At 42.8% G+C, this 21,199-nt stretch carries 21 protein-coding genes; 14 read left to right on the forward strand and 7 right to left on the reverse strand.

Features of this window, described 5'->3' with window-relative positions; genetic code table 11:
• Positions 1 to 24: 24 nt before the first annotated feature.
• Together ruvA and ruvB are read left to right on the forward strand one after the other, a co-directional pair.
• Positions 25 to 627 carry a Holliday junction branch migration protein RuvA gene (gene ruvA, locus AC13CK_RS12135; RefSeq protein WP_004645662.1) on the forward strand — a complete coding sequence of 201 codons (603 nt, stop codon included), beginning with the start codon at positions 25 to 27 and terminating at the stop codon, positions 625 to 627.
• A 335-nt stretch (positions 628 to 962) separates the two neighbouring features.
• Positions 963 to 1,964: a Holliday junction branch migration DNA helicase RuvB gene (ruvB, locus tag AC13CK_RS12140; protein WP_148334615.1), complete on the forward strand. Its 1,002-nt coding sequence runs from the start codon at positions 963 to 965 to the stop codon at positions 1,962 to 1,964.
• 21 nt (positions 1,965 to 1,985) lie between these two features.
• On the opposite strand, the gene AC13CK_RS12145 is transcribed toward ruvB, so the two are convergent.
• Both AC13CK_RS12145 and AC13CK_RS12150 read right to left on the reverse strand, forming a co-directional pair.
• The gene (locus AC13CK_RS12145) at positions 1,986 to 2,651 is read right to left on the reverse strand and encodes a hypothetical protein (protein ID WP_482831232.1); all 666 of its coding nucleotides are present in this window, start codon (positions 2,649 to 2,651) and stop codon (positions 1,986 to 1,988) included.
• A 141-nt stretch (positions 2,652 to 2,792) separates the two neighbouring features.
• Positions 2,793 to 4,022: an acetamidase/formamidase family protein gene (locus AC13CK_RS12150; RefSeq protein ID WP_425878891.1), complete on the reverse strand. Its 1,230-nt coding sequence runs from the start codon at positions 4,020 to 4,022 to the stop codon at positions 2,793 to 2,795.
• 380 nt (positions 4,023 to 4,402) lie between these two features.
• On the opposite strand from AC13CK_RS12150, the gene AC13CK_RS12155 reads away from it, so the two are divergent.
• From AC13CK_RS12155 to pal, 7 genes are all read left to right on the forward strand, one after another.
• Positions 4,403 to 5,746: an amidohydrolase gene (locus tag AC13CK_RS12155; protein WP_425878968.1), complete on the forward strand. Its 1,344-nt coding sequence runs from the start codon at positions 4,403 to 4,405 to the stop codon at positions 5,744 to 5,746.
• Positions 5,747 to 6,013: 267 nt separating this feature from the next.
• Positions 6,014 to 6,421 carry a tol-pal system-associated acyl-CoA thioesterase gene (ybgC, locus tag AC13CK_RS12160; RefSeq protein WP_004645668.1) on the forward strand — a complete coding sequence of 136 codons (408 nt, stop codon included), beginning with the start codon at positions 6,014 to 6,016 and terminating at the stop codon, positions 6,419 to 6,421.
• A gap of 27 nt (positions 6,422 to 6,448) precedes the next feature.
• Positions 6,449 to 7,147 (forward strand): protein TolQ, encoded by a 699-nt coding sequence (gene tolQ, locus AC13CK_RS12165; protein WP_425878888.1) that lies wholly within the window; start codon positions 6,449 to 6,451, stop codon positions 7,145 to 7,147.
• Positions 7,147 to 7,596, forward strand: coding sequence for a protein TolR (gene tolR, locus AC13CK_RS12170; protein WP_005103851.1), 450 nt, complete (start codon positions 7,147 to 7,149; stop codon positions 7,594 to 7,596). Before tolQ ends, tolR begins: the two co-directional genes overlap by 1 nt.
• Before the next feature lie 3 nt (positions 7,597 to 7,599).
• Positions 7,600 to 8,871, forward strand: a complete 1,272-nt coding sequence (tolA, locus tag AC13CK_RS12175) for a cell envelope integrity protein TolA (protein ID WP_219308839.1) — start codon at positions 7,600 to 7,602, stop codon at positions 8,869 to 8,871.
• A 204-nt stretch (positions 8,872 to 9,075) separates the two neighbouring features.
• A complete protein-coding gene (tolB, locus tag AC13CK_RS12180; RefSeq protein ID WP_425878966.1) occupies positions 9,076 to 10,359 on the forward strand; it encodes a Tol-Pal system beta propeller repeat protein TolB in 1,284 nt (427 codons plus the stop codon).
• Between the two features lie 54 nt (positions 10,360 to 10,413).
• Positions 10,414 to 10,986: a peptidoglycan-associated lipoprotein Pal gene (gene pal, locus AC13CK_RS12185; protein ID WP_004279115.1), complete on the forward strand. Its 573-nt coding sequence runs from the start codon at positions 10,414 to 10,416 to the stop codon at positions 10,984 to 10,986.
• 79 nt (positions 10,987 to 11,065) lie between these two features.
• Here pal and AC13CK_RS12190 read toward each other — a convergent pair whose 3' ends face one another.
• The gene (locus AC13CK_RS12190; protein WP_004645674.1) at positions 11,066 to 11,251 is read right to left on the reverse strand and encodes an NF038105 family protein; all 186 of its coding nucleotides are present in this window, start codon (positions 11,249 to 11,251) and stop codon (positions 11,066 to 11,068) included.
• A gap of 180 nt (positions 11,252 to 11,431) precedes the next feature.
• Between AC13CK_RS12190 and AC13CK_RS12195 the strand changes: the two genes are divergently transcribed.
• The 5 genes from AC13CK_RS12195 to AC13CK_RS12215 all read left to right on the forward strand — a co-directional run bounded on the left by AC13CK_RS12195 (position 11,432) and on the right by AC13CK_RS12215 (position 14,731).
• Entirely contained in the window at positions 11,432 to 12,406 is a 975-nt protein-coding gene (locus AC13CK_RS12195) for a class 1 fructose-bisphosphatase (RefSeq protein ID WP_425878883.1), read from the forward strand.
• Between the two features lie 52 nt (positions 12,407 to 12,458).
• A complete protein-coding gene (locus AC13CK_RS12200) occupies positions 12,459 to 13,235 on the forward strand; it encodes a TrmH family RNA methyltransferase (protein ID WP_004279118.1) in 777 nt (258 codons plus the stop codon).
• A 167-nt stretch (positions 13,236 to 13,402) separates the two neighbouring features.
• Positions 13,403 to 14,017 (forward strand): RNA polymerase sigma factor, encoded by a 615-nt coding sequence (locus AC13CK_RS12205; RefSeq protein ID WP_425878880.1) that lies wholly within the window; start codon positions 13,403 to 13,405, stop codon positions 14,015 to 14,017.
• A complete protein-coding gene (locus tag AC13CK_RS12210) occupies positions 14,014 to 14,331 on the forward strand; it encodes a hypothetical protein (RefSeq protein ID WP_071850624.1) in 318 nt (105 codons plus the stop codon). The genes AC13CK_RS12205 and AC13CK_RS12210 overlap by 4 nt, the downstream gene beginning before the upstream one ends.
• Positions 14,321 to 14,731 (forward strand): DUF3106 domain-containing protein, encoded by a 411-nt coding sequence (locus AC13CK_RS12215; protein WP_005103857.1) that lies wholly within the window; start codon positions 14,321 to 14,323, stop codon positions 14,729 to 14,731. The genes AC13CK_RS12210 and AC13CK_RS12215 overlap by 11 nt, the downstream gene beginning before the upstream one ends.
• A gap of 56 nt (positions 14,732 to 14,787) precedes the next feature.
• Here AC13CK_RS12215 and AC13CK_RS12220 read toward each other — a convergent pair whose 3' ends face one another.
• From AC13CK_RS12220 to cxpE, 4 genes are all read right to left on the reverse strand, one after another.
• A complete protein-coding gene (locus tag AC13CK_RS12220; protein WP_425878878.1) occupies positions 14,788 to 17,199 on the reverse strand; it encodes a CSLREA domain-containing protein in 2,412 nt (803 codons plus the stop codon).
• Between the two features lie 9 nt (positions 17,200 to 17,208).
• A complete protein-coding gene (gene rbtA / locus AC13CK_RS12225) occupies positions 17,209 to 19,008 on the reverse strand; it encodes a rhombotarget A (protein WP_425878876.1) in 1,800 nt (599 codons plus the stop codon).
• 120 nt (positions 19,009 to 19,128) lie between these two features.
• Entirely contained in the window at positions 19,129 to 19,833 is a 705-nt protein-coding gene (gene hda / locus AC13CK_RS12230) for a DnaA regulatory inactivator Hda (RefSeq protein ID WP_425878874.1), read from the reverse strand.
• Between the two features lie 14 nt (positions 19,834 to 19,847).
• Complete coding sequence (gene cxpE / locus AC13CK_RS12235) at positions 19,848 to 21,068, reverse strand: chloramphenicol efflux transporter CxpE (RefSeq protein ID WP_425878872.1); 1,221 nt, start codon at positions 21,066 to 21,068, stop codon at positions 19,848 to 19,850.
• Between the last annotated feature and the right edge of the window lie 131 nt (positions 21,069 to 21,199).

The raw sequence follows: 21,199 nt of genomic DNA on the forward strand, positions 1-21,199 counted from the left end.
ATTAAATTTGAGTATGTATAAAAAATGATTGGATGCCTGATTGGGGAAGTGCTGGCGCTGGAAGCACCGACTGTTTTATTAAATGTGAACGGCGTAGGTTATGAGATTGATACCCCTTTAACCACTTTCTGCCAGTTGCAAAAAGGTCAGAAAATTACTCTGTGGACCCATCTGGCTGTTCGTGAAGATGCCCAGTTACTTTATGGCTTTATCAATGCGCAGGAAAAAACCATTTTCCGTACCTTATTAAAGGTGAACGGCGTTGGTCCGAAAATGGCGCTTGGTATTCTTTCCACTTTAAGTGTGGAAATGCTGATCCACACCGTTGAACATGAAGATATCAACACTCTGGTCAAAGTTCCGGGGGTGGGTAAAAAGACTGCTGAACGCCTGATGATTGAATTGCGTGACCGCTTTAAAGCCATGGCTTCAGATGCTGCACCAAGCAACTCTACTGCACCACAGATTCAGTTTATGGGCAATTCAGCCGTGGCTGAAGCGGAAGCTGCATTACAATCTCTTGGCTATAAACCAATTGAAGCGCAGAAGCTAGTTAATGCCGCCAAAGGTGAATTTACAGAAGCCAGCGATATTATCCGCGCAGCGTTGAAGTCGATGAATAAATAGAGATGATATCCAAGTTACAGGATAAAGTCTGATACGCGTAAAAGTCATTCGCAACTGTTTGAGGCAGGAGACATTTATAGTTAAATATTTCTGCGATATATTCGATAAGAATCAATATTCGACGAGTTTTGCGAATGACGGTGGTTTTGCTTACTTTTGCCGAAACAAAAGTAAGGCGAACCGCAGGTTAATACTCAGATATAAATCTGATTGGAAAGACTCTGCAAAAATTCAATTCCTCGCCTAGGCGAAAATCTTAGGATTCAGATCCATATTTGAGGCCGTGTCAAAATTACCAGCTCAAAGGATCACTAAAACATTGGTATATAAACGTTATGCAAGACCGTCTCATCAGTGGTTCTGAAAAACCCGAAGATCATTTTGATCGTGCCATCCGCCCGACTTCCCTCGATGACTATATCGGTCAGCCGGTGGTCCGCGAGCAAATGGAAATTTTCATTGGTGCAGCCCGTGGCCGTGAAGAAGCCCTCGATCACACCCTGATCTTTGGCCCACCAGGTCTGGGTAAAACGACATTGGCCAATATTATTGCCCGAGAAATGGGTGGCAATCTCAAGTCAACTTCTGGCCCGGTACTAGAACGTGCTGGTGATTTGGCAGCGATGCTAACGAATCTGGAAGAAGGCGATGTCCTGTTTATTGACGAGATTCACCGTCTTTCACCCGTGATTGAAGAAATCCTGTATCCGGCGATGGAAGATTATCAACTCGATATCATGATTGGTGAAGGCCCTGCTGCGCGCTCGATTAAACTGGATTTACCTCCATTTACCTTGGTAGCAGCCACCACACGTGCCGGTCTACTCACCTCTCCGCTGCGTGACCGTTTCGGAATCGTACAGCGTTTAGAGTTTTATTCGGTTGAAGATTTAACCCACATTGTCAAACGTTCAGCCAACTTGATGGATGTACCGATGACTGGAGATGGCGCAAAAGAAATTGCCCGTCGCTCACGAGGTACACCGCGTATTGCTAACCGATTGTTACGTCGAGTTCGTGATTACGCTCAGGTCAAAGGAACGGGGGAAATCAATCAGGATATGGCCCAACGTGCTTTGGACATGCTCAAAGTCGATAAAGATGGTTTAGACACACTCGATCGTCGTTACTTGTCAATGTTGCTTGAGCGTTTTGATGGTGGTCCTGCTGGCGTAGAAGCCTTGGCAGCAGCCATGGCAGAAGATTCTGGTACGTTGGAGGATGTCATTGAGCCTTACCTGATTCAGCAAGGTTATGTAATGCGAACTGCACGTGGTCGTATTGCCACCAATATGGCGTATTTGCAGTTTGGGATGGCACCGCCTGAGCCAAAATAGAAGTAATTTAAAAAAAGCAGCTTAGGCTGCTTTTTTCATACAGTTAATTAAGTTCCTTTCTAAATCATATTTAATTTTCTTGCTGTCTATAAATAAATCCTGAACATTTTTAAAAGAATTCGTACTGTTAATTTCTTTAACTAATGAAAATATTCGGGTTTCAATTTCATCAATTTTCTTTATTAAATCAGCATCAACTTCCAATAAATTCAATGAAAATGAAAGTTCAGCAATATTTAACCTAATTTGCTCAAATATTTCGTCTAAAAGCACTATTTCAGAACAAGCCCATGAATCGGCATCATACTTATACGCATTATTTTTTTGCTTTTCTTGCAAAATATACTGATTAATCATCCCATATTTATAGGACCAATTACTAAGTAGAAGAACTAATTTAGATGAATTTTCAGAAACTTTATCTAATCCTTTTTTGATAAATGCTATATGAATTTCTAGCATTCTCTGGGATTCTTGGCTGTTAATAAGTTTCTGATTAGATATAATTTGAGTCTCTGTTGACTTTCTTACAATATATACTGTTATTAAAAACCCTATAAAACTAATTATACCTGATACAAAAATTGAAGCTGCCACTACCCAATCTGTCGAATGTTGCACATCTAAATACACTTTCTGATCTTTTGGCTGCTGTAAAACCACAGCTTGAGTTTGTTGTTCTTGCACGTTTCCCCACATATTTTAATTTGATTATTTATTTCTTACATACTAAACAGTTTCAGCCGCTTACAAAAGAAAAAGCCAACTGACCATGTCTAAATCAGTTGGCAAAAGCACAAACCTATTTTTCTAAGTTTTATTCAAAAATTATTTCGCGTCTTTTTTAAACTCCTTAAAATCCGCTTTACGAATCATGGCATGAATACCTTTGGTTCGATCGACCACTTGTGACACTTCAAAGTCAGTCGCAGCACTTAAGTAGGCATAAGCAATTTCTTCAGAAATGCCATATTCATTGACCAGAAAACGGATCGCTTCACGGGTGGATTTACGCATGGCTTCATCTAAGTCTTCATCCAGACCCGGCGTAATCCAGAATTCAGCATTTTCAGCCAGCGGCTGTTTAATCTCTGCACCTGGAATTTTATCCTTGCCAGATTTAAGTAAAGTGAATTTTAAAGTCGCACGTGCCGAACCTTCCAAGGCAGTTAAAGCCACCTCACCATCACCTTGTACAAAGTGACTATCACCTGTATAGAACAAAGCACCTGGCACCTGTACAGGATAATAGGCCGTAGCCCCTGCTCCTAATTCATTGATGTCGATATTCCCGCCATAAAATGATGGTGGCACAGAATGCACAGGCTCGCTGGTATTTGGTGCAACACCCATCGTGCCCATAAACGGATTAAGCGGGAAACGAATCGCTTTACCAGATTCAGTTTTTAAAACGCCTTCCCATACGCCATCAGCATTTTTCTCAATTGGGGTAAAAATGGACACATTGCCATAAGCCTCAGGATTGGCTGGAGATGCATGCTCATGTTTCTGACATTTCGGGAATTCGGGTAAAGTACCTTTGCCATGACGGTTTGAAATCACGCCATAAGGTACACGCGGTTCAACTTTTAAAATCTCCACCTTTAGAATATCGCCCGGCATCGCCCCTTCTACATAGACAGGCCCGGTAATAATGTGTGGTCCATCTTTATGGAAATCATGTTTTAATTTGGAATTTGTGATCAGCTTGGCTTCGTCCAATACATGTTCAGGCTTGACACCTTTTGATGTGAAATATTTCTCTGCATTGCGGCCCTGATCTTCTAGCAACCCTTCATGCGAAACTGTATCGAAAGTAACTGTGCTACCTGAAGGGATAGTCAAAACAGGTTTTGCATCTTTATTTGGCAGATAACCCCACGTAATCGTATTCAAGGTACTCGGCACATAATAATGACCTTTATATTCACCACTTTTGAGTAATGTTGGTTTATTTTCCAGCTGTTTCAGTATCTTAAACTCTTCAGCCCATAGGCTTGTCGAAATAAAACTTAAGCTTGAAGCCACTGCCAGAGATAAAGCCAAAGGTTTTAACATGTGTTTAATTTCCGTCATAAAAAATATTACGGAAGAGTGAATGCAATCTAAGTGCCAAAATTATTTGAAGAGGTTTAAAAAATCTTCACTTCATCCGAGTTATTGATATAAATGGAATCGTTTTTTCTTTTCCCCGATCCTTTTTCATGTGGTAATTTTTATCATTCTCATACCTTATAAATATAAAAAATCAATTTAGATACATATTTTTACAATGCAAAAGAACAAATAAAGCTCTTTGAGAACAGCTATTAACATCTAGAATACCTTTAAAGTATCAAAAAATACTTAGAGAGTTTTGATCGAAATTAGATCAGTATGCCATCCTAAAGAATCACTTTAACCATTTCAAATTCTTAAGGTTCTCCCGAAGTATGAATATGTATAAGCAGATATCCCTTTGTCTCCCTCTTCTTTTCTGCAGCCAATTCAGCCTGGCTGACTGGATTGATGATTCTGTACACGCTGCTGAAGCACACACCATCAAATTACGCCAGCATATCCACCAGCATCCTGAACTAGGCAACATGGAATTCAAAACCTCGGAGCTGGTCCAGAAAGAATTAAAATCCTACGGCATTGAAGTACGTAAAGGCTATGCCAAAACCGGTGTAATCGGTGTATTAAAAGGTGCAAAACCCGGCCCTGTGATGGCCTTACGTGCAGATATGGATGCCTTGCCAATTAAGGAAACAGCACCGGTGTCTTTTGCCAGCAAACAAAAAGCCATTTATCAAGGCAAAGAATCTTATGTGATGCATGCCTGTGGACATGATGCACATACTGCGATGTTATTGGGTGCAGCCAAAGTTCTGGCCGCCAATAAAGATAAAATTGCGGGGACAGTGGTATTCGTATTCCAGCCGGCTGAAGAAGGCGGTGCAGATATCGATAACTTCACTCATGGCGATCAGATTGGCTCACGCAAAATGATTGCCGACGGTGCCTTGAACAATCCAAAACCTGAAGTGATTTTCGGGATGCATGTCATGGCAGGCATGCCAAGTGGCAATATCTTCTACAAAGATGGTGCGATTTTGAATAGTGCCGATCATTTACGTATTCAGGTGAATGGCAGTCAGGTACATGGCTCCATGCCTTGGGCAGGTAAAGACCCGATTTATGCCTCTGCCCAGATGGTGACCAATTTACAAAGCCTGATCAGCCGTAAAGCCGACCTGACCAAAGGGATGGGTGTGGTCAGTATTGGCAGTATTCAGGGCGGCACTACCGGTAACGTCATTCCAGATCAGGTCAATATGGTCGGGACTATTCGTTCCAATAGTGAAGATGTACGTCAGGGCATTTTAAAAGACTTGCCGAAAATGCTGGAACACAATGCCGCAGCCAATGACGTTAAGGTGAAAGTCGAAATTGCACCTTATGCACCAGTGACCACCAATGATAAAACCTTGACTGAATTGATGCGCCCAACCTTGGCGAGCGTGCATGATGAAGATAAATTGCATGTTTTAGACAACAATGCCAGCGCCAGTGAAGATTTTGCTTATTATGGCCAGCTCATGCCATCGCTCTTCGTTTTTGTTGGTGCCACACCAGCAGATCAGGATCCGGCAAAAGCCGCACCGAATCACAACCCGAATTTCATTGTCGATGATGCGACCTTGAAAACCGGTGTCGAAAGCCATGTCCGTTTTATTCTGGACTATCCAAAAGTAGCTGAGCAGGTTCAGGCCAACTGGAAACAGAAAAATAAAGGCTAATCTTCTATTACTAAAAATGCGCGGCTCCAAGGACTCGCGCATTTTAGTATCTGCTGCTGTTTTATAAATGAGCTGTTAAGCGCTCAGTACTTCATCTTAGTGACTTCTCTCCAGATTTGACACCTTGTGCCATTGGTCTCAAGACTCACAATGCTAAACTTTGAACCGCTAAATTGCTTGACTGTTGGCAGGAATCCGGCAAACTCTAATCCCTTTCCTGCATCTAAAAACAAGCAAAAATTTCGAAAATCTGCATGGAACAAAACTATGGCGAATCACTTTGAATTCAATATCCGCGTTTATATTGAAGATACTGATGCGGGTGGCATTGTCTATCACGCCAATCATATTCGCTATATGGAACGTACCCGTACCGAATGGTTACGTGCCGCTGGAGTGAGCCATTACTGGCATCAGACAGACTACAATTTTGTGGTGCATAAAATTAATGTCAAATACATGCGTCCGATCCTGATGGATGATTTAATTACTGTTACGGCACGTGTCATTTCATGTAAAGCTTCATCATTTGTATTGCAACAAAATATTTATCGTGGTGAAATCATGCTTGCATCAGGTGAGGTTGAGTTGGCATGTATCAGTGCAGAGATGCGACCACGTCGACTCCCGGATGAAATCCGCGAACTAATTCAAAAAGAATTGGAACAAGACTAAAAAAATTTATTGGCACACGTAACAACTATGGCGACTCAGTTAGAATCATCTCTTCAAGTTTCAGATCTTATTTTACAAGCAAGCCCTGTCGTACAACTGGTGATGCTTTCTCTCCTGTTAGCCTCAATATATAGCTGGTATCTGATTGCCAGGCTCTATATGAGTTATAAAAAAGCCCAGGCCGATGATGAACATTTCCAGAAAATCTTCTGGTCTGGCGCTGAGTTAAATACTCTGTATAACAATGCACAACTCAATTCTAAACGTACCGGCCTTGAAGATATTTTCTATCAGAGTCTGGGCGAGTTCCTGAAATTGAAAAAACGCCATGCGCCAACTGCCCAGTCGATTGAAGGAACAGAGCGTATTTTGCGTGTCGGTTTAAGCCGTGACCAAGGTCATCTGGAACAAGGTCTGGGCGCTTTGGCAAGTATTGGTTCGGTCGCGCCTTATGTCGGTCTGTTCGGTACAGTCTGGGGCATCATGAACGCCTTTATTGGCCTGGCAGATGTTGATCAGGTGACTTTGGCGACGGTCGCACCCGGTATTGCCGAAGCCTTGATTGCAACTGCGATTGGTCTGTTCGCAGCCATTCCAGCTGTATTGGCTTTCAACCATTTTACGGCCAAAGGTGAAACGGTCTACTCTGACCGTGCGCTGTTTGCTGAAGAAATGGTGGCGCTATTACAACGTCAGTCTGTGGGCGTAACTCAGGACAAAGACTAATGGCGATTCAAGGTTCAGGACGCTTTCAGCGTATTAAAAAGCCACTAAAAAGTGACATGAATGTGGTGCCGTATATCGATGTCATGCTGGTACTGCTGGTAATCTTTATGGTCACTGCCCCGATGATTACCAGCGGCATTAAGGTTGACTTGCCTCAGGCCAATGGATTGCCGATCGAATCCAAGGACGCCCCCACCATCGTCACACTGAAAGAAGATGGTTCATATTATCTAGAATATAAAAATCAGGCGACTGGCCCAGTCACATTGGAAGAATTGACGCGTACGCTTGTTGATGCCCAAACCCAGGCGCAAAATGACAACAAGGTGCTGAATGTCGTAATCAATGGCCACAATACTCGTCCTTATGGCGATGTCATGGCCTTGATGTCCAGCCTGCAGGATGCTGGCCTTTCTCAAGTCGGTTTACTGACCAAGCCATTAGAATAAAGTATGAAAGACTATAAAAAGCCACCATTTCAGAAAAAAGCCATCGCACTTGGATTCACCTTAGGCATCCATGCAGTGGCTTTGGTGGGCTTACTTTATCTGGGCATGAGTAATCCCCCTGAACCGCCAAAACAGATCAAAACCGTTCTGATCAAGCCAGAAGACCTTAAACCGGTGACTCGCGAAGAAACCGAATTTGAGGAAACTGCACATAAAAATGTCGCAGAAGAAATTACCCAGACTGCTGAACCCAGTATAGAACCTGCTCCAGTGGTTCCAACGACGGCGCCTGCCACACCTCCTGCTCCACCTGCACCTAAAGTCGATACACAAAAAGCCCAGCAGGAACTGAAAGCGGCAGAGGCAGCACAAGCCAAGGCTGCGCAGCAAGCAGCGGAAGCAGCAAAACGTGCCCAAGCCGCTGAACAGGCCAAACAAGCAGCAGCCAAAGCCAAAGCGGATGCAGCGCAAAAATCAAAGGCGGAAGCCGAAGCTGCACGTCAAGCTGAACTAAATGCACAGCGCAAAGCCGATGCTGCTCAAAAAGCCAAACTGGAAGCACAGAAAAAAGCTGACTTAGCTGCCAAGCAAAAAGCGGATGCTGCCACAAAAGCCAAAGCAGAGGCTGATGCCAAACGTAAGGCTGAAGCTGCTGCTAAAGCAAAGGCAGATGCGGCAGCAAAAGCCAATAATGATGCAGCGGCGAAACGTAAAGCAGACGCTGATGCGAAAGCTAAAGCAGACGCGGCAGCCAAGGCTAAAAATGATGCAGAGGCGAAACGCAAAGCGGACGCTGATGCGAAAGCTAAAGCCGATGCAGCGGCTAAAGCAAAAGCCGACGCTGATGCCAAACGCAAGGCAGATGCCGATGCTAAGGCCAAATCTGATGCAGATGCCAAGCGCAAAGCAGATGCCGAAGCAAAAGCCAGAGCTGATGCAGATGCCAAAGCTTCAGCCGCGAAACAGGCTGCTGAAGAAGCTGCACAGAAAAAAGCGGAATCAAAACGGATTGCATCCACTGCGAAGCGCGATTTTGAAAACAAAATCAAACGCGCCTGGGATACACCAGTCGGATCATCAGGCCAGCGTGCCACTGCACGTGTAACCCTGAATGATAATGGCGGTGTGGTCTCGGTCATTGTGAATTCAAGTGATTCAGACATGAAAGCCAGTGTAGAAGCTGCAGTCCGTGCTGCAGCACCTTATCCAATGCCATCCGATCCAGATGCACGCCGTGAAGCACGAAGCTTTACTTCAACCTTTACTGCGCAATAAAAACGGAGCCATCACATAAATAATATTGTGATGGCTTTTATTTTTTAAGCTAAACTTCACTTTAAATTGATTAAATAACATTCACTTTTCACAGTGTCATAACAGTTTGGTCATAAATTCATGGTTTTATTCTATTAAATCCATGCGATGATGTAGCCCAAGCACCTATACAATAAATCCGTTGATTTGAGTAAATAACGAATGATGGAAAAGACTCGCAAACATCTACTCTGCCTCGCAATCATTAGCACTTTAAGCCCTGTATTCGCAACCCAGTCCTATGCCCAATTGCATCTGGAAATTACCAAGGCACCTGAGGCAGCACCTAAAATTGCCGTTGTACCTTTCAGCCAGGATCAGAGCATTTATCCTATTGTGGAAAATGACCTGAATCGTTCTGGCCGCTTTACCAGTGCTTCAAAAAACCTGCCTGCAACAGCGACATTGAATAATCCGAATGCAGAAGCTTGGGCATCGGCTGGTGTTCCCTATGTGGTCACCGGTTCATCCAAGGCCACAGCCGATGGTTCTTTTGAAATCCAGTATCAGCTCTATGATGTCGAAAAAAAACAATATCTATTAAATGAATTGCTGACTGTTCCAGCCTCACGCACCCGTCAGGCAGCGCATATGATCAGTGATGCCATCTATCAGGCATTGACCGGCATTCCAGGTGACTTTAGCGGACGTATTGCCTATGTGCTGCGTAATCCTGCTACGCCGGAACAGCGCTATACCTTGCAGATTGCCGATACCGATGGTGAACAGCCAAAGACCATTTTGACCTCACGTGATCCAATCCTTTCTCCAGCATGGACACCAGATGCCAAAAAAATCGCTTATGTGTCCTTTGAAACCAAACGCCCGGCGATTTATGTACAGGATCTGGCGACCGGACAACGTGAAAAACTGGCCAGCTTCCGCGGCTTGAATGGTGCGCCGAGCTTCTCTCCAGATGGCAAGAGCATGCTGTTTACTGCTTCTATGCACGGCAATCCGGAAATCTACCAGATGAATCTGGAAACGCGTCAGCTACAACGTATGACCAATGACAGTGCCATTGATACTGAAGCACGTTATTCACCAGATGGAAAATCTTTTATTTTCACTTCTGACCGTGGCGGTTCTCCACAAATTTACCGCCATGATCTTGAATCAAGTAGCAATAAACGCCTGACCTTCCGTGGTGCATTCAACGCGCGCGGCACGCTGAGCGCAGATGGTAAAAAACTTGCATTAGTTCATCGTCCAAGCGGCAGTAACTATCGAGTTGCGGTTCAGGACATGACCTCCGGTGTGAACAATATTCTGACGCCAACGACGCTGGACGAATCGCCGAGCTTCTCACCAAATGGCCAGATGGTGGTCTATGCCACCCGTGAAGGTGCACGCGGACTCTTGTCGATCATGTCGCTGGATGGCCGCTTCCGTATGAATTTACCAAGTGAAACGGGTGAAGTCCGTGAACCGGCTTGGGCGCCAAAATAAGATTTTTATATTGATAAACCCTTTACCCCATAATCAAACTTCATGGAGATGAAGATGAACAAAGTAAAATTATTTGCCTTGCCACTTTTAGCAGCAGCTGTTGTCATGACAGGTTGTGCGAGCCGTAAGCCTGCCGCTGAAGTTCAAACGGGCGGTTTAGATACGACCGGTACAACAACTGTGAATACTCAAGGTCTGAGTGAAGATGCAGCACTGAATGCACAAAACATGGCAGGTGCTTCTGCAAAAGGTGTTACTGCAGAAAATAAAGCATTCTTGGCAAAACGCGTGGTGCATTTTGACTATGACAGTACTGAACTCAGCAATGAAGATCTAAATACGCTGCAAGCCCATGCGCAATTCCTGATGGCCAATGCCAATTCACGTGTAGCACTCACCGGCCATACCGATGAACGCGGTACCCGTGAATACAACATGGCACTTGGCGAGCGTCGTGCCAAAGCAGTAGAAAGCTTCTTGGTGACGACTGGTGTTAATCCTGGTCAACTAGAAGCAGTTAGCTATGGCAAGGAAATGCCAATCAATGCGGGCCATGACGAAAATGCCTGGAAAGAAAACCGCCGTGTAGAAATTAATTATGAAGCGGTACCACCATTGTTGAAATAATTTTCATTCATGATGGTTTCATCAAATAAAAAGCACTCAATCATGAGTGCTTTTTATTTGCTTCAATGAAAGAATCGGTCTACTTGGGAAGCTGATCTTGTTCAGCCGGATGCATCGATTCGATCAGGTCATGTTTATTGAATTGTTTGTACTCTGGTTTTGCTTCATAATCCCGCCAGGCTTCTTTCATCTTGTCTTCAGAGATATCATCTAAAGTAATGCCTTCGCTTGGCGTTGGAGTCGCATCAAACTTCAATGTTGTCATATCTGTGCTCCTATTCTCAATTTTCCTTTGTCTTCAACATAGCACTTTCCGCAGGAGTTGCAAGGGCAAAATCGATACAAATAATCCAGTTTAATTTTTCTTTTAGTACGTTCTCATCTAAAATATAGCCGCATATCGTTTTGATCATTTTTTCCCGATTTAAGTTTTGGAGTTTCCCCTATGTCATACCGCACTTTATCCCAGTTTTTACAACAACAAAGCGGGAATCTCACACCTGAACTTGCACAAGTTATTGAAACGATTGCAAACACTTGCAAAGACATTGATCAATTACTGCAAAAAGGTGCTTTAGCGGGTGTATTGGGAAGTGCACAGCATGAAAACGTTCAAGGCGAAGAGCAAAAGAAACTGGATGTCATTTCCAATGATTATCTGATTGAGGCTTTACAGCAACACCCGAATGTCGGTGGTTTGGCCTCAGAAGAACTGGATGAATTCACCCCTGCACAAGAAAATGGTCAATTTCTGGTCTTGTTCGACCCACTCGATGGTTCAAGTAATATCGATATCAATATGTGTGTGGGTACGATTTTCTCGATTCTTCCTGCGAAAAATGCCGTGACTCAGGCCGAAGACTTTATGCAAGCCGGTGTCAATCAAGTGGCTGCAGGTTATGTACTGTATGGTCCATCGACCATGATGGCATTGACTGTCGGTGCAGGCGTAGTGTTCTTTACCTTTGACCCGGAAACTCAAGAATTCCTGCTAACTTCTGAAGCGATTCAAGTCGCTGCAGATACCAAAGAATATGCGATCAATGCCTCGAATCAACGCCACTGGGAAGCACCAGTACAACGTTATATCGATGAATTATTGGCAGGCAAAACCGGTCCTCGTGAAAAAGATTTCAATATGCGCTGGGTTGCCTGTATGGTGGGCGATATTCACCGTATTCTTTGTCGTAGCGGTATCTTCATGTATCCATACGACTTTAAAGATCCGGCTAAAGCTGGTCGTCTGCGTTTAATGTATGAAGCCAACCCAATGAGTATGCTCATGGAGCAGGCTGGCGGCGCATCCACCACAGGCCGTGTCCGTATTCTGGAGATCGAACCAACTGATCTACATCAACGTGTGCCAGTGATTATCGGTTCTAAAAACGAAGTTGATCTTGTGACCAGCTATCATAACTAATTTTTTATAGCGGTAGCCGATATTGAATCGGCTACCGTGGATTATATCTCCCATGCCAACTTTTTTTCTTGATTCAAAAGACAATCCAAAAATTAAACACTTACGTGGTTTGATTGAACAAAACACCTATCGTAAAAAACAGGGGCAAACTGTGCTGGAAGGCACGCATCTGTCTCTCGCCTGGCTGCATGAAAACCGTAAAATTGATTCGATTTTTACCACTGAACATGCACTTTCGCATCCTGATTTCGAGAAAATTCTCGCAAAATACACAGGGATGGTCTTTGTTTTAAGCGAATCTTTATACAAAGATTTAAGCACCTTAGGAACGTCTTTAGCCTGTTTAGCTGTGGTCACTTTACCAACAGCAAATTATGCATTGGATTTTAAAGCAGACACTTTGATTCTGGAAAATGTACAGGATCCGGGTAATGTAGGCACCCTGCTTCGCTCTGCTGCTGCTGCCGGTATTGAACAGATTGTGTGTACCAAAGGTTCTGCATCGCTCTGGTCTCCACGCGTATTACGTGCCGGTATGGGTGCACATTTCACGCTGCAAACCTTTGAAAATATTGCGCTTGAACAAATTCTTGAGCAATTTCAAATCCCTGTCTATGTAACCAGCTCACACCGTGCTGAAAGCCTGTATTCAAAAGACTTACGTAAACCTTGCGTGTGGATTCTGGGTAATGAAGGCCAAGGCGTGTCTGATTATGCGATGCAACATGCTGAAGCCGTTAGCATTCCGCAACCTGGAGGTCAGGAATCACTGAATGTCGCAATTGCCGGTTCGATCTGTTTCTTTGAAATGGTACGTCAACGTATCTAATTAGGGATTTAGGTTACAGTGTTTTAATACGGCCCTGCCCGTGTATAAAATAGATTAAACTACAAAAATAATAAACTTAATTGTCAACCAAACCAGGATTCCCAACGTTATATGATTATGAACTTGGGAATAATGGTGGGTGTCCAATGACAGGATTTTCCATCTCTATGGATTTAGCACCAAAACAGTTGCAAACACACGATGTAAGTATTCTGAAGAGTACGGCTGAAGCACGTCTGAAGAATTTTATGCAGGATGTGACTGGGCGTGCCTTGGTGATGATGGAAAGTGCGACTCAAGGTCATCATGGTATTGCTATGGATCTGGTTCAGGAAGCTTTCATTTCCTTACACAAATCCTATGCAGAAAAAAGCACTGAAGAATGGTATCCCCTGTTTTATACCATTCTCAACAACAAGTTACAGGACTGGCGTCGTAAAGAGTCACGGCGTGGTCAAATGTTTTCATTTTTCAAAAAAGTCAGTCTCGATGATGACGAAATTGAATTTGATGATGTCGTCGATGAATCAACACCAACGCCGCTGGACTTTCTCTATCAGGCAGTCACTGCTGAAGAAATCCAGGAAGCGATTGCAAAATTGCCTGTGCGTCAGCAGCAGGCATTTATGCTCAGAGCCTGGGAAGGATTTGATACGCATACCACCGCACAAATTATGAACTGCACAGAAGGCAGTGTAAAAACCCATTATCACCGTGCTATCCAAGGCTTACGTGCCTCTTTAGCACATTTAAATCCATATCTGGGAGGGTCATCCGAATGAATCAAGATGATTTCTTAAAACAAGTAACTTCCAAACTTGATGGACTGGCACAACAACATAAAGACAAACCTGTTGTCATGCACCATGTTCTTGAAGAAATTCAGGATTCAAAACACTCACGCTTTGCATTTCTAAAAATGTCAGGTTTTGCTTTGGCAGCTGCGATTGCAGGCGTTGTGATATTACCAAATCTTTCGGACCATAACGAACCACAAACTCAAATGGTGTCAGTCCCAAAACTGTCTCCGCAAATGCTTGAAGATTTAGAAATGTTAATGGTTTTAGGTGAGGACAAAGTTCCACATGGCAGCTAAAAAATTGGCGATTGCTTTTTGTGCATTCAGTTTTCTGCAAACCAGCTTTGCAGGATTTGAACGTTTTTGGCTATTTTCCAAGGATGCGAATACCCAAGTAACTGATACTTGGGATAGTCTTTCTGATTCTGAACAATTGGCACTGATTAAACGTTACCAATCTCTAAAAGAAATCCCCGAACAACAACGTGTCAGCTTGCAGCAGCGTATGGACTGGTTTACTCAACTCCCTGATGCGGAAAAACAAAGAATGCGTGAGACTTGGCAAATGATGAGCAGTCAGGAACGCAAAGAACTGGGCGCACGTATGCAAAAAGCGTCTCCTGAGCAACGCCTTGCCATTCGCGAAGAATACATTCTCAAATATCAGCAAGTGACTCAGCAGCCTAACTCGCATTAAAAACTTAATATAAAAAAGCCTCCATATGGAGGCTTTTTTGATGTTTCAATCATATTTTATTTTCTTAAGCGGCGATAACCTACTAGTCCTAATAATCCTAGTAGCCCCCACATTCCAATTGCCCCACCACCACTTGAGGACGTATTCGTATTTTTAACTGTATTACGTAACAAGATTATCGCTTTTTCTGACATTTTTTCATCAGCATCGAAAATCGCATAATCCATGCTGTAATTTGCCTGGCTTAAATTATTTTTTACACTAAATGTCAGCTGTCCACCATAACAGGTCTGATTTTGATAGGTATCAGGACATGCTCCTTGTCGCTCTGCCTTCAGTGAAACTCCCGCAGGCAGCTTAACAATATGAATCGGGATCTCTTTTCCATCTTTATCTTGATAAAAAGCCGACTTTCCTGATGGTAGAGGCCCATCCCCATCATCACTATCATTTTCAAGCGGATTTACCGTCACTGTAAGATTATTCTCTGGACTAAGCCAATATTCATCATCTTTTGCAATCGGTGCAATGTTGTTAAAAGCTGCTCTTAAGAGGCCAGCACTGCTCGCACCTGTAGCCCGGTCTTTAAGGGTATAACTACAGAACTCCATATCAACCGAACTGGTCTGCTTACCATCAGTGCGATACATCATGATCCGGTTTAAATCAGGTTTCCACTCACATTTAAGATTTGGATCATTTGGATTTCCTTCCACAGTGGTCGAATTGCCTGTACCAACTAACTTACCAACACCTAAAGTTTTTACACTGACCTCATAATTTTGTGAATTTAAGGCTTTAATTTGAATCTTATCATTGGTTAGAGTTTCTTGAGGCATAGCCAAGATAAAAGGATTAATATAGATTGCACGATATTTCTGATATTGCTTGGTATATTTAAGCAAATCCTGATAACTTTTCAATTCTTCCTTTAAACCAGAAAGCTCATTTTCTGGAGTATTTTTATCAGCAATGATTTCTTCGAGATCATCTATATTCTCCTGATAAAAGTCATTGAGTTCTACCAAACTCTTATTTTGCAAGTCCGTAATATCGGCTGCAGTCAAACGTCGGATTTCAACTGAGCCGATCTCGCAGGTATTTTTTGCACTTGGATCAAATGTTAATGTGGATCCAATCACACGATCAATACCACGCTGGTCTTGTTCAATACAGCCACTCACCCCGATATCTACCAAATCCGTTGCGGTCTGATTATCACGCGGGTAATACAGCCCTAAATAGCGATTATCAATAGCAGGCTCAATATAATTTGTTAATAAACTGATGATTATATTGTTAGAGACATCAAGATTATTTGAAGTAGTATCTTCGTCTAATTCTGGCAATACGCAACGTGATGGCCCAGTCGTTTGAATTGCATTTCGAATTGTAGAAAATTCAACACGTTGTGCCTTGGTCGGATTTCCCTGATTTAAGGCATATTCACAAGACAGGCCTTGGTTAAAGGCTAAAATATTGAAATTAAAATACCTAAACCCGGTATTGTCATAAAATAAAGTAGATTGGGCTGTATTTTCAACAATAGTATTACTTAATGCAGTTAAACTGGAGAATTTACTGAGCGGACGATTAACTTCATTCGTCATACGCACAATATGTCCTGTGGTACTGGCAGTATTCTTCGCAATAGTAGAGTTAACAATTTCTACTGTGGCATAGCCACAAAAATCAATAATACTGTTAGCAGTGTCTGAACCATTTTTAACAATACTACTGGAATTAATTTTCACATTGGTTTGAGTTGTACCTAAATTTCCCTGACAATCCATCGCCAGAACACTACCATATGAACTCGCCTGATTTTTTTGAATCAAAGAATCCTGAATGACAATATTCCTTTCCGTATTCATTGCTACACTATAAATCGCACCACCTTCTGCAGCTGCTCGGGAATTTACTATTTCACTGGTATTAATACTTAAAGGCCCTGCTACATAAAAAGTACCGCCATTACCTTTATCCAAGGTATTTATTGCTGCATAGCCATCCTTTAAGATCAGATGATGAATTTCCAGACTGGATTGACTGGCCATACTATTAAATAATCTGGTTTTCCCCTGGCCCGAAATAGTACTTTTTAAAGCCTCCCGGGTTGGATATAACAGCGTAATCGGACTACGACTAGCATAGTTAAGCGGAGTTTTCCCATAAATTTTGAGCGCTGACTCTACGATCAGCTCTTTATCTAATTTGTACTCGCCTGCTTCAAGCTGAATCACATCTGCAGCTGAACCATCCAATCGAAGCGTACGTCCTACATTACATCCGCCATAAGATTTATCCAGTTTTGCAGTTTTAATGGCTTCTCGCAAAGAACAGGCATTATTATTCTCGCCATCTTCATCAGCAAAAGTAGTTACATATATCGTTTTATCTTCGGCTGCCATCAAACTCATGGCAGATAAAATCATGGCCGCAAGCAGTCCTTTTTTATAATTTTTCATGATTTTTCCTTAATCTTTTAATCCACGGCGTAAACCTATTAATCCGAGTAAAATCAGTAGTCCACCACCCCCCCATGAGCCGCCTGAAGTTTTGACTGCTTTGTCTTCCATTTCATTTTTTGGCTCCTGAACAATTTGAGTAGTAATAGTCAAATAAGGTTTACTTTTATTAAACCGTGTAGATGAGGTCACCACTTGTAGTTCGAAAATATCTGCTCCATGCCAGGTAGAATCGGGGGTATAAACGACATTGCCATGAATATCGATGATTGTTTTACCCTTGGAAGCTGTTTTGGTTTGTACCACTTTCAAACAGCCATCTTGCCAAGGCTCCCCCGTCGGATTCTGACCAACAATGGCATTACACTGTTCTTTTGGAATTAAATCACTATCTCCCAGATAAGATTCAATTGAAAACTTGGCAATTTCACCCTTTAACAGATCTTGTCCCACCAGACTGCCTGAGATTGGTATCGTGATTTCAACAGCACCACGATCACAAAACAGATTATCCATCAAACGGTTGATCCCGCTCTGATCTGCCGCTTCACATGCTACCGTTGGATTTGCTAAACTCAATCCTGTGCCTCTATTCACAATCGGTGATTCACTCACAAGGATATAGTTCAACAAAATTCGTGGGCGCATATAACCGAGAAATTGTCCTTTAGGAACGCTATATGGACAAAGTATGGCATTATTATTTTCTTGTAGGGTCTGACAAATACCTTCACTTTTATCTGAGGATTCAGCAAAAAGTCGTGTACCACTCCAGAACTGGTTCGGCGCGACGGCATCCCCTACACCACACGAGGCTGTCAGCAGATTATTTTGCGACACAGACTTATCACCAGTGATAATTTGGCAATCCTGTGTACCATTTCTTAAAATAATACTATTCGCTACATAAGCTCTTCCATACGGTGCATGGATATTTAAAGCAGTATTTTCATTGTCAACTATGGTGAGATTATTCAATCCCATCCCGTCCAGGACATTAATAAATACACCCTTATTTTTTAATATCGTACTACTTAATACCTCCCCACTAATACCTTGATCTTTACTGGAGTCAGCAAACTGTCCCGCGCTATAAATATTGGTCGCGGAATTATCCAGTGTCTGATTATTTTTAAGTACACTTTGATAAATGAGGAAAGCAGGTAGCTCGCTATACAGGATCCCGCCTCGTTGGGCTTTATTATTTTCGATCAGACTATTTTTAATTTGTGCACGGCTTGTTAAGTTCTGACCAAACTTGCCAGCATTATAAATTGCCCCACCCAAGTTGGCAGCAGCATTAAATAGACGGTTATATTCTAGAATTAGCTGACCTTTATTATAAATTAGGCCACCTTGTTCAGCACAACTGGTTTTACCACAGCCTTCAAGATCCAGTTCTTTCAAATTTAACTGAACCAATGTATCTGTACTGTTGATCCGGAAAAGGTTATCAGTACCTTTCATTTGAATATGAGCATTATGCAAGCCTAATGCTTTTTCATCCGTACTGAATTCGCCATCACTTTCTGCGACCGCACGGATGGTAAGAGATTTTTTAATCGCGATATGCTGGTTCAACACATAGGTATTTTTTTCTTTTAAAATAATGGTACTGGATGAGTTCTCCCCACCACACCCCATAAAACCTGATTTAGCTAAACCACGGTTAACATACTCAACAGCTTCTCGAAGTGAACATTCCTTGTCATCTTTTTCAATATCTTCTGTAGTGGTTACAATAATATCTGCACTATACGACTGCCCCGCTATACATAGCAAAGCTATGCCTATGCTCTTCTTGAGCATAACCTTCTCCTTAATTTTTATTTCTTTCTTTTTCTTCTAAAGTTGCAGAATCCTTGCAACAGCGAATTATTTTGCCTTACTGTGTCATAGACTGAGTAATTACTCAAGAATTTTTATATTTTACCGATATTCGTCAATCAAGGCATATATCTGCCGCAGATTAGCATTGCTGACTTTCAATTTTTCCCCTTTAAGCAATTGAATAATCTGCTCTAATCTTTGAAGCAGCACTGAAGTTTGATGCGGCCCATGGCTTAGTAAATAGTCAAAGATTTGAGGGTCTAAATGGATCCCACGACGATCGAGCACCGAGGAAACCAGCGCATAGCGATCAGCATACAAACTGCCACTCGGAACACGAGTACTGACCGCCTGCGTGAGACGGGATTGTAAATCTGGCAATTCAAGTTTGAGTTCGATAGGTGCAAAACGTGATGAAAACACCAACTGCCCACCACCTTCATTATTATAATTAATCAAGTGAAAGACTGCGCGTTGCCAATGGGGTACGCCGCTAATTGCTTCAATATCATCGAGTGCTACCAGATCAAAACGATCCAGAGAGGTAATCGCCTCAGTGGGTGCATCTAAAAGCTCAAGCAAAGATGCCTGAATTGCAGATTTGCCCACTTCCAGATAAGAGTCACAGATGGCAGATAATAAATGACTTTTACCTGTACCGGCTCCACCATAGACATAAAATTGGTTGATCAGGCCTGCATGTAATTGACGGACAGCATCAATGACATGCCCCCAACCCGGCCCTGAAAAATCACTGATTCGGGCATCGAGCTGAGGTTCTATATCTAACTGCAATTGACGCATACGATTTTTTGGCCTTATGAGTCTTTACGATGTGGATCATGAATTTTACTTGAGTTCTCCTCTGCTTGCAGCGGTTTTTTCTGTGGCTTTTTCATTTCAATATCAACATCTAAGTCTGCTGTTTCAATATTGATTGAACCGGTAGATGCATCTTGTATGATAACAGCCTGATCACCATAAAATGGCGTATGTTCATAATACTCACGGATATGCCGCAGTAGTACTACAATCACGGCAGCCACCGGCAAGGCAATCAGCATGCCTAGAAATCCGGCCAGTTGTGCACCCGCCAGAACTGCAAACACTACCGCTACAGGAGAAAGACCGATTTTATCACCTAGCAAGAACGGTTGCAGAATATAACCTTCGACTGCCTGCCCCACCATAAAGACAATCCCGACCAATACCAGTTGCCACCAGTCGATTCCAAATTGGAAAAAGGTTGCAATGACTGCGGCAATAATTCCAACCGCAAAACCAAGATACGGAATGATACTGCACAATCCGGCAATCATCCCGATGATCAAGCCAATCTCTAGGCCAATCAGTTGCAGTCCCACTGCATAGACTACGCCTAGCAGAACCATGACCAGGAACTGACCTTTGACAAAGGCACCTAAAACACTATGACATTCACTCACAATAGTTAAGGTTGTTTTTTCATAAGGACGGGGAATCAGGCGGCGTAAGCTGTCCAGCATACGATCCCAATCCAGCAAGAAATAAAAGGCAATAATCGGAATCAGGACAATCGTGCCACCAATCTGGATAAAATTCAGACCAGATTGTGCCAGTTTCAGCAGCATTGCCTGAATACTGTCAGCACTATAATTGGTCTGGACATAGTCCATCACCACGGAGGAAATCTGATCGGTATCAATCTCCATCGGGACCAGATTAAAGCTATCGGAAAGCCAAGGTAGAAACGTGTAATTGATCCAGTGAATCCCGGCCGGAATGCTATCACGCGCATACATCAGCTGCTGCCAGACCAGTGGCACCAGATACCACATCACCAAGGTGACCACGACCCCAATCCCGATAAATACGATACTGATCGAGAGCCATCGAGCCAGCCCAATGCGGTGCAAAACATCGACCAGTGGGCTAAATAAATAAGCAATTAGAAAAGCTGCCACAAAAGGAACCACAACTGGTTTAAGCAGATATAAAACCCAAAGTATCAATGCTATACCAGCAAGTATAAGAATGCGCCGTAAAGTACGATCGACCATAGAATCTTGCCTTTTCTCTATTAATCATTCTAAAAATTAAAATATTTTAATAAAGATAGCATTTTAGGCCACAAATACCATAAGAGTTTTACATATTCAGGTTATAATCGCACCCGCGAATGCGGAGACTT

This window comes from Acinetobacter sp. L-24 (assembly GCF_056857555.1).

Bases quoted from the DNA above. Each gene is read 5' to 3' on its own strand.
- AC13CK_RS12205 (WP_425878880.1), top strand. From the start codon at position 13,403: ATGGATTTAGCACCAAAACAGTTGCAAACACACGATGTAAGTATTCTG.
- AC13CK_RS12220 (WP_425878878.1), bottom strand. From the start codon at position 17,199: ATGAAAAATTATAAAAAAGGACTGCTTGCGGCCATGATTTTATCTGCC.
- rbtA (WP_425878876.1), bottom strand. From the start codon at position 19,008: ATGCTCAAGAAGAGCATAGGCATAGCTTTGCTATGTATAGCGGGGCAG.
- ruvA (WP_004645662.1), top strand. From the start codon at position 25: ATGATTGGATGCCTGATTGGGGAAGTGCTGGCGCTGGAAGCACCGACT.
- AC13CK_RS12195 (WP_425878883.1), top strand. From the start codon at position 11,432: ATGTCATACCGCACTTTATCCCAGTTTTTACAACAACAAAGCGGGAAT.
- AC13CK_RS12200 (WP_004279118.1), top strand. From the start codon at position 12,459: ATGCCAACTTTTTTTCTTGATTCAAAAGACAATCCAAAAATTAAACAC.
- ruvB (WP_148334615.1), top strand. From the start codon at position 963: ATGCAAGACCGTCTCATCAGTGGTTCTGAAAAACCCGAAGATCATTTT.
- AC13CK_RS12215 (WP_005103857.1), top strand. From the start codon at position 14,321: ATGGCAGCTAAAAAATTGGCGATTGCTTTTTGTGCATTCAGTTTTCTG.
- AC13CK_RS12190 (WP_004645674.1), bottom strand. From the start codon at position 11,251: ATGACAACATTGAAGTTTGATGCGACTCCAACGCCAAGCGAAGGCATT.
- AC13CK_RS12155 (WP_425878968.1), top strand. From the start codon at position 4,403: ATGTATAAGCAGATATCCCTTTGTCTCCCTCTTCTTTTCTGCAGCCAA.
- cxpE (WP_425878872.1), bottom strand. From the start codon at position 21,068: ATGGTCGATCGTACTTTACGGCGCATTCTTATACTTGCTGGTATAGCA.
- tolA (WP_219308839.1), top strand. From the start codon at position 7,600: ATGAAAGACTATAAAAAGCCACCATTTCAGAAAAAAGCCATCGCACTT.
- AC13CK_RS12150 (WP_425878891.1), bottom strand. From the start codon at position 4,022: ATGTTAAAACCTTTGGCTTTATCTCTGGCAGTGGCTTCAAGCTTAAGT.
- tolB (WP_425878966.1), top strand. From the start codon at position 9,076: ATGGAAAAGACTCGCAAACATCTACTCTGCCTCGCAATCATTAGCACT.
- ybgC (WP_004645668.1), top strand. From the start codon at position 6,014: ATGGCGAATCACTTTGAATTCAATATCCGCGTTTATATTGAAGATACT.
- AC13CK_RS12210 (WP_071850624.1), top strand. From the start codon at position 14,014: ATGAATCAAGATGATTTCTTAAAACAAGTAACTTCCAAACTTGATGGA.
- tolR (WP_005103851.1), top strand. From the start codon at position 7,147: ATGGCGATTCAAGGTTCAGGACGCTTTCAGCGTATTAAAAAGCCACTA.
- hda (WP_425878874.1), bottom strand. From the start codon at position 19,833: ATGCGTCAATTGCAGTTAGATATAGAACCTCAGCTCGATGCCCGAATC.
- pal (WP_004279115.1), top strand. From the start codon at position 10,414: ATGAACAAAGTAAAATTATTTGCCTTGCCACTTTTAGCAGCAGCTGTT.
- tolQ (WP_425878888.1), top strand. From the start codon at position 6,449: ATGGCGACTCAGTTAGAATCATCTCTTCAAGTTTCAGATCTTATTTTA.